Origin of the sequence: Streptococcus oralis subsp. dentisani (genome assembly GCF_002096685.1) — a bacterium.
GTDB lineage: Bacteria > Bacillota > Bacilli > Lactobacillales > Streptococcaceae > Streptococcus > Streptococcus oralis_AD.
Genome location: NZ_NCVA01000039.1, coordinates 276,577 through 291,351, shown reverse-complemented (window position 1 = coordinate 291,351; position 14,775 = coordinate 276,577). Strand labels below are relative to the sequence as shown.

14 protein-coding genes and 1 pseudogene are annotated in these 14,775 nt (G+C 40.6%); all 15 read right to left on the bottom strand.

All coding sequences use genetic code 11. The annotated features are described in order from the left end of the window. Window positions 1-18: 18 nt before the first annotated feature. On the bottom strand, window positions 19-1,062 hold the full coding sequence (locus tag B7705_RS04260; RefSeq protein WP_000752693.1) for a dihydrolipoamide acetyltransferase: 1,044 nt from the start codon (window positions 1,060-1,062) through the stop codon (window positions 19-21). A gap of 340 nt (window positions 1,063-1,402) precedes the next feature. Continuing rightward, window positions 1,403-2,395, bottom strand: coding sequence for an alpha-ketoacid dehydrogenase subunit beta (locus B7705_RS04255; protein ID WP_000448711.1), 993 nt, complete (start codon window positions 2,393-2,395; stop codon window positions 1,403-1,405). A gap of 16 nt (window positions 2,396-2,411) precedes the next feature. After that, window positions 2,412-3,380, bottom strand: coding sequence for a thiamine pyrophosphate-dependent dehydrogenase E1 component subunit alpha (locus B7705_RS04250; protein ID WP_000105365.1), 969 nt, complete (start codon window positions 3,378-3,380; stop codon window positions 2,412-2,414). Between the two features lie 178 nt (window positions 3,381-3,558). Continuing rightward, window positions 3,559-4,899 (bottom strand): MATE family efflux transporter, encoded by a 1,341-nt coding sequence (locus B7705_RS04245; protein ID WP_084948052.1) that lies wholly within the window; start codon window positions 4,897-4,899, stop codon window positions 3,559-3,561. A gap of 41 nt (window positions 4,900-4,940) precedes the next feature. Continuing rightward, window positions 4,941-6,209, bottom strand: coding sequence for a dihydroorotase (locus tag B7705_RS04240; RefSeq protein ID WP_084948049.1), 1,269 nt, complete (start codon window positions 6,207-6,209; stop codon window positions 4,941-4,943). A gap of 12 nt (window positions 6,210-6,221) precedes the next feature. Further along, complete coding sequence (locus B7705_RS04235; protein ID WP_084948046.1) at window positions 6,222-6,686, bottom strand: NUDIX hydrolase; 465 nt, start codon at window positions 6,684-6,686, stop codon at window positions 6,222-6,224. Window positions 6,687-6,695: 9 nt separating this feature from the next. Continuing rightward, the gene (locus B7705_RS04230) at window positions 6,696-7,349 is read right to left on the bottom strand and encodes a uracil-DNA glycosylase (RefSeq protein WP_084948044.1); all 654 of its coding nucleotides are present in this window, start codon (window positions 7,347-7,349) and stop codon (window positions 6,696-6,698) included. Window positions 7,350-7,410: 61 nt separating this feature from the next. Then, window positions 7,411-8,103, bottom strand: coding sequence for a pyrimidine 5'-nucleotidase PynA (gene pynA, locus B7705_RS04225; protein ID WP_084948041.1), 693 nt, complete (start codon window positions 8,101-8,103; stop codon window positions 7,411-7,413). A gap of 216 nt (window positions 8,104-8,319) precedes the next feature. Continuing rightward, on the bottom strand, window positions 8,320-9,303 hold the full coding sequence (locus B7705_RS04220) for a hypothetical protein (RefSeq protein WP_084948039.1): 984 nt from the start codon (window positions 9,301-9,303) through the stop codon (window positions 8,320-8,322). Between the two features lie 130 nt (window positions 9,304-9,433). Next, window positions 9,434-9,634: pseudogene (locus B7705_RS09970) on the bottom strand (hypothetical protein); the annotation flags it as partial. Between the two features lie 279 nt (window positions 9,635-9,913). Next, on the bottom strand, window positions 9,914-10,456 hold the full coding sequence (locus tag B7705_RS04210; RefSeq protein ID WP_084948036.1) for a ClbS/DfsB family four-helix bundle protein: 543 nt from the start codon (window positions 10,454-10,456) through the stop codon (window positions 9,914-9,916). Window positions 10,457-10,589: 133 nt separating this feature from the next. Further along, window positions 10,590-11,504, bottom strand: a complete 915-nt coding sequence (locus B7705_RS04205) for a peptidase (protein WP_084948034.1) — start codon at window positions 11,502-11,504, stop codon at window positions 10,590-10,592. A 183-nt stretch (window positions 11,505-11,687) separates the two neighbouring features. After that, the gene (locus tag B7705_RS04200; RefSeq protein ID WP_193431905.1) at window positions 11,688-12,524 is read right to left on the bottom strand and encodes an AraC family transcriptional regulator; all 837 of its coding nucleotides are present in this window, start codon (window positions 12,522-12,524) and stop codon (window positions 11,688-11,690) included. A gap of 195 nt (window positions 12,525-12,719) precedes the next feature. Then, a complete protein-coding gene (locus tag B7705_RS04195) occupies window positions 12,720-13,214 on the bottom strand; it encodes a YkgJ family cysteine cluster protein (protein ID WP_084948029.1) in 495 nt (164 codons plus the stop codon). Between the two features lie 175 nt (window positions 13,215-13,389). Then, complete coding sequence (gene eno / locus B7705_RS04190; protein ID WP_000022821.1) at window positions 13,390-14,694, bottom strand: surface-displayed alpha-enolase; 1,305 nt, start codon at window positions 14,692-14,694, stop codon at window positions 13,390-13,392. Between the last annotated feature and the right edge of the window lie 81 nt (window positions 14,695-14,775).

Here is a 14,775-nt window from a genome sequence, read left to right as displayed (position 1 = left end):
AAAATAAATACTGTATTTTTAAACCAACATTGAGATTGGGTTCTCAATTAAGGCTTTCAAGTCTTTCATAAACTTAGCACCAGCCATACCATCTACAACACGGTGGTCAATAGTTAATCCTAGGCTCATGATAGGGCGAATCACAATCTCACCATTGACGACAACAGGTTTCTCAACTGTTGAGCTAACCCCGAGGATTGCTGAGTTGGGTTGGTTAATAATAGGACCAAAGGACTGAACACCAAACATTCCTAAGTTACTAATTGTGAAGGTTGAATTTTGGAGTTCGCTTGGAGCTAATTTACCATCCAAGGTACGACCAATCACATCCTTGAAGGCTACAACCAACTCTGAAAGACTTAATTTTTCAGCATTATAGACAACAGGTGTCATCAATCCGTTATCCATCCCAACCGCCATCGCAAGGTTGACATAGTTGTGCGTGATAATGGTCTTGCCGTCTTCAGTCAACGAAGCGTTGATGTAAGGGTGTTTCATCAATGTCTTCACAACCGCAAGAGAAAGCAAGTCAGTAACCGTGACTTTCTTACCAGTTGCTTCCATGATTGGATCAAGAACCTTCTTACGAAGAGCCAACATTTCTGACATATCGACATCGTAGTTGAGTGTGAAAGTTGGCGCAGTTAGGTAAGATTCAACCATACGTTGCGCGATAACCTTACGCATTGGTGTCATTGGAATACGCTCAATCTCACCATAAGGTGTAACATTATCAGGAACTTCTTCCACTTTTTCGATCTGAGCAGGAGACTTGATGGTATCGTTTTCGATATTTTCAGGAAGGAAGGCCAAAACGTCCTTCTTCATAATCTTGCCACGATGGCCAGTTCCTTGGATTTCCTGCCAAGCAATATTATGTTCGAGGGCAATTCGTTTTGCAAGTGGCGAAATGCGAACCACGTTTGTGTCTTTATAAGTTTCCACGTCTTCTTTGTGGACACGACCGTTTGCACCTGAGCCAGAAACGTCGTAGAGGTTGATACCTAGATCATCCGCTAACTTTCTAGCCGCAGGAGTCGCTCTTAGCTTGTCATCAGCCATGACCTCTCCAATTCTAATTATGATACTAAGGGCGTTAAAAGTCAAAGTGAAAATAGGAAACTTGACGAAGAAACTTTAGTTTCTAGGAAAGTTTATCTTTTTCACACAGACTTTAGCCCGTGTTCAACTCTACAAGTAACTTGGACACGGAATGTGTCTCAAGTTACTACGGTTGCCGCTATATAGCGACCAACCTAGTAGACTTACTAAGTGTTTTTTGCCGAATATTATCGATTCGTCAAAAAACTGTCGCAACTTTACATACAACTTGGATACAACACGTATCTCAGGTTGCTAAAGTTAAAAACTACGTTCTTTACATAATTTATCTTATGCACTTTTATTCTTTGTTATAGGTTTTACGGATGGCATCTTTGATGCTTTCAACTGTTGGAATCATTGCATTCTCTAGGTTTTGTGCGTAAGGCATTGGCACATCTTCTCCGGCGCAACGGCGGATTGGTGCATCTAGATAGTCAAATGCTTCTGATTCTGAAATAATTGCTGAAATCTCTCCGATATAGCCACTTGTTTTGTGAGCATCGTTGACAAGAACCACCTTACCAGTCTTCTTCACTGAGTTAATGATGATATCCTTATCAAGTGGAACAAGGGTACGTGGATCCACAATTTCAACTGAAATCCCCTCTTCTGCCAATTCTTCAGCAGCTTGAACCACACGGCGAAGCATTTTTCCATAAGTAATGACTGTTACATCTGTACCTTCACGTTTGATTTCACCAACTCCAAGTGGGATTGTGTAGTCTGGATCAACTGGCACTTCCCCTTTTTGGTTAAATTCTGACTTGTACTCAAGAATGATAACAGGGTTGTTATCACGGATAGAAGACTTGAGCAGTCCTTTCATGTCCGCAGGTGTTCCTGGAGCTACAACCTTAAGTCCAGGAATGTGAGTAAACCAAGACTCTAGAGATTGCGAGTGCTGAGCTGCAGAACCGACACCGTTACCAGCTGCACATCGAACTGTCATTGGAACCTGACCTTTACCACCAAACATATAACGTGTTTTAGCAGCTTGGTTGACGATATTGTCCATGGCAATAACAGAGAAGTCCATAAAGGTCATATCAACGATTGGGCGAAGTCCTGTCATGGCTGCTCCTGCTGCTGCTCCCGAGATAGCAGCTTCAGAAATCGGACAGTCACGAACACGTTCTGGACCAAATTCTTCGAGCATTCCAACAGAAGTTCCGAAGTCTCCTCCGAAGACACCGACGTCTTCTCCCATCAAGAATACATTTTCATCGCGACGCATTTCCTCAGACATAGCAAGGATAATGGTGTCACGGAACGACATTGTTTTTGTTTCCATTTTTATCTCTTTCTCCTTAGTCTGCGTAAATATCTTCAAATGCGGATTCAAGCGGTGGGAATGGGCTTTCCTCAGCAAATTTAACAGAAGCTTCTACTGCTTCCTTGACTTGTGCTTGGATTTCTTCCAATTCTTCGGCACTTGCTAGCTTGTTTTCCAAGAGGTAGTTGCGAAGGTTTTCGATTGGGTCTTTTTGTTTCCACAATTCCACTTCTTCACGTGTACGATATTTACCAGGGTCAGATGATGAGTGACCGAGCCAGCGATAAGTGACACTTTCAATCAAGACTGGACCATTACCACCACGAACATGGTCTACAGCTTTCTTAAATCCTTCATAAACGTCGATGACGTTGTTGCCATCTTCAATAAACATTCCAGGAATACCATATGCTGCGCTACGGTGATGGATATGTTCTACATTGGTCATTTTTTTGATGTCCGCAGAGATACCATAACCGTTGTTAATGCAGTAGAAAATCACTGGAAGGTTCCAGATAGAAGCCATGTTCACTGCTTCGTGGAAGACACCTTCGTTGGTCGCGCCATCTCCAAAGAAGCAAACGACGATTTTTCCAGTGTTCTGCATTTGCTGACTGAGGGCTGCACCAACAGCGATTCCCATACCACCACCTACGATACCATTGGCACCAAGGTTACCAGCATCAAGGTCAGCAATGTGCATGGAACCACCTTTTCCTTTACATGTTCCAGTGTATTTCCCAAGGATTTCAGCCATCATGCCATTGAGGTCAATTCCTTTGGCGATAGCTTGACCATGACCACGGTGGTTTGAGGTGATTAGATCATCTGGATTGAGGGCCAGCATAGCTCCGACGTTAGCAGCTTCTTCTCCGACAGAAAAGTGAGTCATACCAGGAACTTTTCCCTTTTTCACTAACTGAGCTATTTTTAAGTCCATGCGACGGATTTCTTCCATCTTACGGAACATCTCTAGCAAAAGATTTTTATCTAAAGTTGACATAATCTTGCCTTTCTAACATTGTTCTTACTTTACCATTTTACCGTTTTTAGAAAACACTGTCAAAGTATATGACCGATAAAATTTCACAAGGTAAAAAAATAAATCCCTGTTTTAACAGGGATTTTCTTTGGTTAGAGTATTTTTTCACAAAGTTATTTTTCGGGATATTTTCTAAAAATTAGCTCAACCTTTTCATTATGGATTTCAAACGCCATTGATACAAACAACCAGAAACAATCAAGCTGGCAATTAACCCAATCCAGTAAGCAAATGCCCCTAAGTCAGTTACCTGATCTAGTAGGTATCCTAGAGGTATCGCTACTCCCCAATACCCGATTAAGCCAAGATAGAAAGGAACAACCGTATCCTTGTATCCTCTCAAAATTCCTTGGAGCGGAGCCGCAAAGGTATCAGCTAACTGGAAAAAGAGACTGTAGGTTAGAAATACAGCAGTTGTCTCAATGAACTGAGGGTCATTTCCATATAGACTTGCTACACGATCTCTAAAAATGTAGAGAAAAGATAGGGTAAGACCTGCGAATATGAGGGCTGTTACTCTCCCTAGACGAGCATAGGTTTTTGCATCCTCAAAGCGCTTAGCTCCTACCTCATAAGAAACAACGATGGCCATGGCAGAAGAAATACTCATGGGAAAAGCATACATGAGTGTCGAGAAGTTCATGGCTGACTGGTGGCTGGCAATAATCATAGACGAAAACTTAGCCATAATCAAACCAACGACTGAAAAAATGACGACCTCAGCAAAAACAGTTCCACCGATTGGTAATCCCAAGCGAATTCCCTCCATAATTCTTTCTAAATTCAGAGGGGCCCCCTGTTCTAAATGAAGTTCTTTTAGGATTTTCTGCTTGACCAAGATGATGATGGAAATTCCCAGTAGACACCAATAAGCAAGTGAGGTTCCCAACCCTGCTCCTGCACCACCAAGCTCAGGAAAACCGAAAGCTCCATATATCAAAAGATAGTTAAAACCACTATTTAGCGGAAGTAATAGGAGCATGAGATACATCGATAGCTTGGTCAGACCGAGTGAATCAAGTAGCGATCGGATAACACTGAAAAGCAACAAGGGAATAATTCCGATAGACAGGTACCAAAGATAGGAAACTGCAACTACCGCCACTTGGGATTCTAGCCCGATATGGTTTAAGACTGGGGGTGCTAAGAATACTACCATTCCAAGCAAGACCAAAGACAGCCCAAAAGCCAAATAAATAAATTGGTAAAAGTCAGGTGCTACTTCTTCCTTTTTGCCTCTTCCTAGATGATGACCTATGATGGGAACCATAGCCGAAACAATCCCTGTCAAAAAAGTGAAGAAAGGATTCCATAGACTCGTTGCAGTTGACACACCAGCCAAGTCCATGGTATTGTACTGCCCAGTCATGGTTGTATCGACAAAAGAGGCGGAATAATTGGCAAATTGATAAATCAGGATAGGAAAAAATATCTTAAGAAATAAAATAAACTTATCTTTAAATTGATGGGTTCGATACATATACGCTCTCTATTCTTATAGTCTATAGAGCAGAATCCCATCTAGTTTTTGTAAACGATTTGTCCCTTACAGATGGTATACTTGACCTGCCCTTTTAAAGTTTCACCGATAAATGGTGAGTTTGCTGCTTTTGAAGCAAAATGGGAGTCCACAAGGCGGTCAGCCTTAGCGTCAAAGATAGTGATATCCGCTGGACCATTCTCAGCCAAGTAACCTGCTTCAAAGTTATACAATTTAGCTGGATTAACAGTCATTTTTTCTAGCAATTCCATCAAGCTTAGTTCACCAGCTTCCACCAAATAAGTCAAACCAAGAGAAAGAGAGGTTTCCAAGCCTGTCATACCAGATGGAGCTTTGGTGATATCCTCGACATTCTTCTCGTCTGCATGGTGAGGCGCGTGGTCTGTCGCGATTACGGAGATGACTCCCGACTTAAGACCTTCAATCACGGCACGACGATCTGACTCCAAACGAAGTGGAGGATTCATTTTAGCATTACTACCTTGAGTCAAGAGGAGTGCTTCTGTCTTAGAGAAATGTTGCGGAGCTACTTCTGCGGTGACATGGGCACCCAAACCTTGAGCGAACTCCACTACTTTGACACTTTCCTCCTTAGACAAATGCTGGATATGAACATGGGCCTTAGTTGCATGGGCAATCATGACATCACGCGCAATCATAGCGTATTCTGCTACCCCTGTCGCACCACAGATCTTGAAGTGGTCTTTAGCGATGTTTTCGTTAAAGCCAAGAATGCCGTTCAATCCTGGATCTTCCTCGTGTAGACAAACAAAGGTGCCAAGTTTTTTAGCAGTTTCCAAGGCTTCTTTGAGAACTTTGCTGCTTTCAAGTGGAATACCGTCATCTGAAAATCCAACGGCTCCAGCTTCTAAAAGTGCCTTAAAATCAGTCAAGTCTTGACCATTAAAGTTCTTGGTAATAGTTGCAACCGTTTTGACGTTAATCTTTTCCTTGGCAGCAGACTGGAGAACTTCTTGCAAAGTTTCTACGTCCGAAATGGTTGGACTAGTATTAGCCATCATGACAACCGTTGTAAAACCACCTGCAGCAGCCGCTAGGGCACCAGTATGAATGTCTTCCTTGTGGGTTTGACCAGGTTCACGGAAATGAACATGGATATCCACGAGTCCAGGCGCAACTACAAGACCCGTAGCATCAATTAGCTCAGCTCCTTCTTCCTTGATTTCAGGCGCAATTTTGACAATTTTCCCATCTTGGACCAAAACATCACACACTTGATCCAAACCAGACTTGGGATCCATTACACGACCATTTTTGATTAGTAACATCTGCTTTCTCCTTTATTCATAAAAATCAACTTGGGTATCCAACAATTTATCCCCATCATAAATAAACTTTGCTGAAAAGAAGGGTTTATCTTCTAAAAGCCACTCAACAAAGGTGTGGTCACCCTCCCAAGTTGGCTTGCTCAAAACTTCATCATAGGGGACCCATTCTAATGTTCCCTCGTTGCATTCAATCAACTCACCTTCAAACTCTGTCACCTTAAAAACATAGGTGTACCAGTCTAAATCTGGCGTGAATTCTGGAAAAGTGATGACACCTTTTAGAACTGGCTTGGCTTTGAGCCCTGTTTCTTCTAGGATTTCACGCGCAGCGCATTCCTGAGGTGTCTCACCTCGCTCTAGCTTCCCCCCCACGCCAATCCATTTACCAGCATGGACATCATTGGGTTTCTTATTGCGATGGAGCATGAGTAGTTCTTTTCCGTTATCAATGTAGCAAATCGTCGCTAACTGAGGCATATTCTCTCCTTATCTAAGCCAATCGATTGGCTCTTGTCCTGTCTCTTTTAAGAATGCATTAGCCTTGGAAAAAGGCTTGGAACCCCAAAATCCTCTGTAAACAGATAAAGGACTTGGGTGAGCTGATTCGATAATCAAGTGATGAGGATTGGTAACCAGGGCCTTCTTCTTACGTGCATAGGATCCCCAGAGTACAAAGACTACTGGTCTGTCTAGATGATTGACAACCTGAATCACAGCATCTGTAAAAGGCTCCCATATCTGCCCAGCATGACCATTGGCCTGCCCAGCAGGAACGGTCAAACAAGCGTTGAGAAGCAAGACTCCTCGCTCAGCCCAAGACGTTAAATCATGGGATTTCTTAACTCCGATGTCATCTGACAATTCTTTTAAAATGTTTTGCAAGGACGGCGGAGCTGGGATAGAGTCAGGTACAGAAAAACTCAAGCCTTGAGCTTGACCTGGCCCGTGATAGGGGTCTTGCCCTAGAATCACCACCTTAACCTCTTCAAGCGGTGTAGTCAACAGAGCCTGAAAAACTTTTTCCCTGGGCGGATAAACAGTTTCCTGAGCATATGCCTGCTCTATAAATTGATTGATTTTCCTGAAATAACCTTCAGGTAATTGCTCCTTAATCAAAGCATGCCAAGATGAGTGTTGCATCGCCAACTCCTTCGTTTTTACTGCTTCTATTATAGCAAAAAGTGGCTATCTAAACCACTTTTTACAGTTTATCTAAAAGTTCTAGTAGAGCTAGGTAAGACTCAACTTCATAAGTAGGCTGGGCTTGCGTCTTATTTTCCAGATGATAGGGATTGAACCAGATAGTGTCAATCCCAGCATTATTGCCACCTTGAATATCAGCTGTTAGGGAATCTCCAATCATCAGGACCTTTTCTTTATCAAATCCAGCAATCTCTTGACCGATTTTTTCATAGAATAGTGCATCAGGTTTTTGCGTTTGCAACTGTTCAGAGATAAAGACTTGGTTGAAATAGGGAGCCAGACCTGATTGACCCAAACGCCCTGTCTGAATGGCAGTAATCCCATTTGTCGCAGCGTATAGCTCATAATCTCTCTCGATGAGGCTGTCCAAGAGTTCATGAGCACCCGATAAAGTTTGCCCTTGCTGTGCGAGATAAAATTGGTAACGCTGGGCCAGTAACGTACCGTCTTTCTTCAGTCCAAAATGAGCAAATAAACGAGAAAAGCGCGTGTTGACCAGCTCTTGTTTACTAATTTTCTTTTGCTCCAAGTCCTTCCAGAGAGCCTTGTTCATCGGAACGTAATAGTCTTTATAGGCTTGAATGTCCGCAACTCCTTCTTCTTTTAGAAGTTGCGTCAGAGCCACATCCTCAGCAGTATCGAAATCAAGCAAGGTATGGTCAAGGTCGAAAAGTAAAAATTTGTAGGGCATTGAGTTTCCTTTCTGAAGAGCAAGTTACTTAAATAACAAATTTTTTATATGATTCCAAATTCAAATAATTGATGCTAGTATCTCTTCCATATAATACGTCAGGAATAAATAACTGTTCGCAACTGTTGACAGCCTATTAGGGGTTATCGTTTAGTTTTTAAAATTCATCTTCATATACTTTATTGAAATCATTTGTTGTCATATTTTAGACCTCTTTTATTTAGTGCTTGATAGTATTCCCCATAAATCCTCAAAGAAATCTTCAACCTTATCAGTTCGAATATTAGTAGTTGTTCCACTAAAGTATGGTTTCACATTACCATTTGAGAGATATTTCGATGAACCTGATTTCTTTGATAAAACTTTTATGTTTTCCTTATTCATTATTTGAATTTCTTCAAAATATTTGTTTAAGAAGTGGTTTCGAAAGTCCTTGTTATTCTTCCTTAAAAACAAGAATAGTTTTTCTGAATGTTTTATTGTATAAGTTAACAAGCATACCATCCAAATTTGACTAGGTAATGTTTCCTTTAATTGAAAATATCGTTTCAGCGACTTAGAGATTGAGTAGCCCTTCTGCCAAACAGTTTCTTTCTCGGATGCATATGGAAAAAATTCCCAAAGAGCTACAGGCGTCACTTTATCTTCATTACTAATCATTTTTGAATGAATATCTTTGAGATCTTGATGTTTCTTCATGTTAGCGTAGAAAATACTTCCGTCACCGTTATAGTAATCATTATCAAGGATTGGACGATTTGTATTAAAGGGTTCTTTATATACAGTTTCTTTTAATCCATACGAATCATGTTCGCATGACATTTTAGGATTGATTCCCAACAGAATAACTCGTGGATTAATAAAATTACCATCAAAAGCATGCTCAAAATCTTTAAATCTTGCTTGTATTACCTCTTTAGCATCTTCTTGTTGACAATTCTCAATATTATCAATCAACAAGGGAGCAAGGATATCACAATCCGTACCAGCCAAGCTAATGAATTCATACTTACCATCAGAGTAACCAGAATTTTTCCATGGGTTTGAGTTCTCAATCCGTTTTCTTAGATTATTGACATCAAACGCATCGCCTTTCACCAAATCATCAAAGATTTCCAAATACTCATTATAGTAGGCGGCAGATTTTTCATAATCTCCATCCGATATATGAAATAAATCTTTATATTTTTCCTTTAACATAATACTAATCTCCATTTCCCTTTTTTATTATCAGACCTGTCAAATATGTTTTAACTTTATCATCTAAAGAAATCAGCTGTGAGGTCTCTTAGCTGGAATCAGTCCAACCTATCGACTTCCCACACATCAAATATATCGTACCTTGAAGCAATACAAATGTCAGTAAAGACAAAGGATAGAGAATGGTGACTAGACTCTTCCAATCACCAAGTCAATTTTTCAAAAGGAAAAAACAAAACCAAAAGGATAGAACAGCTGTAAGTTCTCCCAAACAGAGGGACACCAACACTTTTCTAACTTTCTCTTTTTGTATGTTCATCATCTTCCCCATCTATCATCTATATCAGAAAAAAGCCATTCGATCCATTTTCTAGTCAACATTTCTCGGAATCAAGGCATTCTAAGCATCGAAAAGCCTAATCCCTTTAATATCATTGCAATTCTAAGTTTAGAATTGCATTAAAATAAATGTTTTAGACCTATTCTAAGTCCATGACAGCCTTAAATTTTAATTTTTGAAGGATTCTAAAGCTAGAATTGTTCAAAAATCACGAGAACTAAGCTATTCGAAGTTTAGAAGAACCTTTGGTGAATTTCAATAGCACTTCAACTAGCTACTCTTACAATTTTTCTGATGAGCTTTGAGCTTTTTAATAGCCCAATCATAGTGACTGGAAGTGGCACTTACAAAGTAGGAGCCTAGGCTTGTTCCTCCCGTCCACTTATAGACACCTTTGGTAAAGAGTTGGTCATTGCTGAAGCCTTCCATCAACTCTAAAACCTCTTCATGCGATTGCTCTAGTAGCCTAGTCGCTTCTTCTAAGGACGTTCTCTGGTGCTTCTTCCAAAAAGCGACATTCATTTCCCCATAAGTTTTCCAATTATAAGGTTCAGGGAGAAAAGGTCTTTCATGACCCTTTTGATTAGAACCTACCCAGGTCAAAAGTAACTGATGCCATTCATAGAGATGGATCAGAACATCCCGTAGATTTTTATCTCTTTTCCAGTGAGCTTCTTTTTTCTTTTGGTCTTTTGAGAAATCAAAAGGAGTCTGTAGTTCCTCTTCACTTAATTTAGATATAAAGTGATTGAGCTTTTCATAGTTTTCCTTAGAGGCTAGCACTAGCTCCTCTTTTGTTCTTGGTCTAGGCATAGGAGTTCTCCCTTCATTTTTAAGTAGAATAAGCTATTTTCTTACTTCATTATACCATAACCATAATCAAAAAGCAGTTCTTCATTTTACGAAAAACTGCTTTTACTGACTAGTTATTTTATGCTTATAGTCACTAGTTTACATATAAATCTCTAAAGCGACCATCCACTTCAGCTATCTGATAGAGCAAGTGGGCTAGTTCTTGGTAATCTTCTTTTAAACATGAAAGGTGAGCCTGGCCAAATAGAGTAGCCAATTCCTCTTTTAATCTTGCCCCTTTCGGATCATGCGCTTTTAAGAACTTACTGAGATAGAGATTTCGAACAGCCGCAAGTTTGAAGCTGAAATACTGATGCAATTGTTTTTGCTCTGTATTTAAGCCATTTTCAGCAACTACTTTTGCATAGCATTCCAAAACACCGTTTTGGCCATTCAGATATCGGGTCTTTATAATCTTTGCTGTTTCCTGATAGATTTCAGTCTGACTAGGACTCTTGGCCTTCTTAAAATTTCCCCACATTGAGTAGGCTCCACGCTTATAGTCAATAGCCTCCGCCTTCCAGGCTTCTAATATGTCATTAAAAGCAACCTTCATACAGGCAAAACCAGCTGGATCATGCAAATAAAGGTACTGATCATCAATGCCATACACGGTTACGAAGTGATCCACACCATAAAGGATTGTGTGATTGGGATTGTAGGTCAGATGGCCCATATCAAGAGGTCCCAGAACGACAGGTCCATTGGACAGAAACATTTCCAACTTACCTTTAATCTCTTCCAAATCCACTTCTGCTCCATCCTTTAGATAGAAGTCCTCATAGTCAAATCCAAGTATTTTTAAGGAATAGGAGATAGAAAGATCTGGCATTCCGTTATCAAAAAATACTAGAGGGTGCTGGTCATCTTCCTTTACGATACTAGCGCCATTTCCCATCACCATAATTGCCTCTAGAAAGTCTGCTTTAAAGTCATAGCTATAGCCATCCAGTGCCATTGCCAATGAATAGCTATAGCAAAGTGACACATCTCCAAAATACATCTGCATATTCCTGCCTCCTTATCTTCTATAAGACTATTATACCGAGAAAACTATTCTCATGCCCCATAAAATCCAAACAAAAAATATGGTATGTTTAATTTACGGACATGAATGTCAACAATTAAAAACTCTGTAGAGATTCTTTCTACAGAGTTAGGTTTGCATCTTTATAAAAAATCAGAAAATTATCTAGTCCTTGATCACTGGTATCCAGAGTTCCATTTGATAGTCAGGTGACGACATATCACCTTCGGTATAAACTTCAAAGTCTGGCGCTCCTGAGTGGCGATAGCCAGTTTCTGGAAAAAAGACCTCCAAGACATATTTCCAAGCATGGTGGATGCTGGTTGGTATAGCCCCTTTGACTGGTACGATAGCATATTCAGCGGCTAGGATATCTTTGATGAACAGACCTAGCTCTTCTGCTTTCGCTTTATCCACGACATCATAGGCAGCCATATAGTTGATGATTTCGCCTTCTTTGACATCGGAGCAGACACCAAAGGATTGGCCACTACCCAGACTTTCTAGATTTTCAAAGCTGTGTTTCTCATAGAGTTGTTCCCAAGCAGATGGGCATTTCCTATTGTCAATAGCTTCCAATAGGACACCTGCCACGGTAAATGAAGGCTTCTTTTGAATCTTGATATCCATAGTCTTTCCTCCTGTGATTTTTAAGGATAATTGAAGTCTAGGAAAGACCCGATAAGGTTTTCCATTTCGAACTTCTGAGGGTGTTGCCCCATGGAATTTCTTAAAAGCCGCACTAAAAGCATCCGCAGAGTCGTAGCCGTATTTCATCGCTATGTCAATGACTTTCTCAGAGCTTTCCCGCAAGTCTGTCACAGCTTCTGATAACCTGCGATTACGCAAGTATTCTGCTAATGTCATATCTGCCAGGATAGAAAATAGCCTGCTAAAGAGAGGGTAAGAATAGCCCGATAACTGCTGAAATCTTTTCATATCCACTTCTCCAGTCAGCTGTTGCTCCAAATAATCCATGGTTCGATTGAATTGATGCATCATATTCTTTTTCACCTCACAAAAGATACTAAGACCGTTAAAAGCAAAGTGAAAATTGGAAAATTGACGGAGGGGCTCCTGCTCCGAGAAAATTTCATCTTTTTCACACAGCTTTTAGGCCGTGTTCAATTCTAACTATAGTCTAACAGATATAAGATACTTCCGCCCCAGAATTTTTGTACAAGATTTAGGGGATTTCTACAATCTCTCCCGCAGCTTCTCCACAAAGAGATAAGCCGCTGGGCAGGTCAAAGTATTCTTAATCGTCAAATGATTAATTTGATGGATTTTTTTACGATCTGTATGGGGGAACTCTCGACAGGCCTTTGGACGAACGTCATAGATGGAACAGAGATTATCTCCTCCTAGAAAGGGGCAAGGCATAGATTTAAAAACCTTGTCCCCATCTTCATCAACTTGTAAAAACTCTGCTTCAAAGGCTGGTAATTTCATCTTAAAATACTTGGCAATACGAGTAATATCGGCTTCTTTAAAGTCGGGTCCCAAGGTCTTACAACAGTTAGCACAGGCAGTACAATCTATCTCAGAAAAAACTTCTTCGTGAATTTGCTGGGCTATCTTATCTAAGTTTTTAGGAGGTTTTTTCTTTAGATTGGCTAAGACTTTTCGGTGCTCCTTCTGCTTTTGCAGTGCTAGTTGGTGGTAATACTCAATATCAATCTCTTTAGACATAGTTTCTTTCCAATACAAGTGTTTTTGTCTATTATACCATAAACACCGCCCCCTTTTTGCCCCCTAAACAGAAAAAAAGCCTCTCGGATAAAATCCGAGGGGCTTCAAACCTTGTTCATCAAGAGACAAACTTTTAAATTTCAAGGTTCGGGATAAAATAGTTCACTGAACTAGATTATTTTTTAAGGTTGTAGAATGATTTCAATCCACGGTATTCAGCTACTTCACCAAGTTGGTCTTCAATACGAAGCAATTGGTTGTATTTAGCGATACGGTCTGTACGTGAAAGTGAACCAGTCTTGATTTGTCCTGCGTTAGTTGCAACTGCGATGTCAGCGATTGTTGAATCTTCAGTTTCACCTGAACGGTGTGATACAACGGCAGTGTAACCAGCTTCTTTCGCCATTTCGATAGCGTCGAATGTTTCAGTAAGAGTACCGATTTGGTTAACTTTGATAAGGATTGAGTTAGCAGCACCTTCTGCAATACCTTTTTCAAGGTAAGAAGTGTTTGTTACGAAGAAGTCGTCACCAACCAATTGAACTTTACCACCAAGACGTTCAGTAAGAGCTTTCCAACCGTCCCAGTCGTTTTCGTCCATACCATCTTCGATAGTGATAATTGGGTATTTATTTACCAATTCTTCAAGGTAGTCGATTTGTTCTGCAGCAGTACGTACAGCAGCTCCTTCACCTTCGAATTTAGTGTAGTCGTAAACTTTACGTTCTTTATCGTAGAATTCTGATGAAGCACAGTCAAATCCGATAAATACGTCTTTACCAGGAACATATCCAGCAGCTTCGATCGCAGCAAGGATAGTTTCAACACCGTCTTCAGTTCCTTCGAAACGAGGAGCGAATCCACCTTCGTCACCTACGGCAGTTTCCAAACCACGTGATTTAAGGATTTTCTTAAGTGCGTGGAAGATTTCAGCACCCCAACGAAGAGCTTCTTTGAATGATGGTGCACCAGCAGGTACGATCATGAATTCTTGGAAAGCGATTGGAGCATCAGAGTGAGAACCACCGTTGATGATGTTCATCATTGGAGTTGGAAGAACTTTAGTGTTGAATCCACCAAGGTAGCTGTAAAGTGGGATTTCAAGGTAGTCAGCAGCAGCACGAGCTACAGCGATAGACACACCAAGGATTGCGTTTGCACCCAATTTACCTTTGTTAGGAGTACCGTCAAGTGCGATCATAGCACGGTCGATAGCTTGTTGGTCACGTACATCGTAGCCGATAATAGCTTCAGCGATGATGTTGTTTACGTTGTCAACAGCTTTTTGTGTACCAAGACCACCGTAACGAGATTTGTCACCGTCGCGAAGTTCAACTGCTTCGTGTTCACCAGTAGAAGCTCCTGATGGAACCATACCACGTCCGAAAGCACCTGATTCAGTATAAACTTCTACTTCAAGTGTTGGGTTACCGCGTGAGTCTAGGACTTCGCGAGCGTAAACATCAGTAATAATTGACATTTTTTACTCTCCTTTGAGTTAAATTTTTTACACCTCTATGATACCTTAAAAATAAGCGTTTTTCAAGAAAAAACGTTATCT